At 74.2% G+C, this 504-nt stretch carries 2 pseudogenes; both read left to right on the forward strand.

Annotated elements, in window-relative coordinates:
• Positions 1-254: pseudogene (locus D183_RS25845) on the forward strand (glycosyl transferase); the annotation flags it as partial.
• A pseudogene (locus D183_RS25850) lies at positions 235-504 on the forward strand (O-antigen ligase family protein); the annotation flags it as partial. The pseudogenes D183_RS25845 and D183_RS25850, both read left to right, overlap by 20 nt.

Raw genomic sequence — 504 nt, forward strand, 5'->3', positions numbered from 1 at the left:
AGGCGTTCGGTCGCACCGTGGTCGAGGCGCTGGCGGTCGGGCGGCCGGTGCTGGGCTGGGCGCATGGCGGGGTCGGCGAATTGCTGGCGCAGCTGCAGCCCGCCGGCGCAGTGGCGACCTTCGACGCCGTGGCCCTGCTGGCGGCCGCGCGCGCGCTGCTGGCACAACCGCCGGCGCCGCCGGCCACGCTTCCCTATACGCTGCAGGCGATGCAGCGCAGCACTCTGGCGATCTATGACGAACTCCGGTCCTGACGGTTCCTTGTCCGCTTCTGCCTTGCCCGAAGTCCGCGAACGCTGGGCGCCGGTGTGGGTGCTGGTGTTCGTTGCGCTGTGGCCTGCGCCCGGCCTGGCCGCCGGAGTGCTGGCGCTGGGCGCCCTGGTCACCCTGGCGCGCCTCCTGCACAGCCGCTTCCGTGGCGGCGCGCGCCTGCTCAGCGGCCCGGCCTGGGCGCTGACCACGCTGCTGTTCCTCACCTACTGGCTGCCGCAGCCGCTGTCGGCG

This window comes from Xanthomonas sp. SHU 199, from assembly GCF_000364665.1.
Classification (GTDB): domain Bacteria; phylum Pseudomonadota; class Gammaproteobacteria; order Xanthomonadales; family Xanthomonadaceae; genus Xanthomonas_A; species Xanthomonas_A sontii.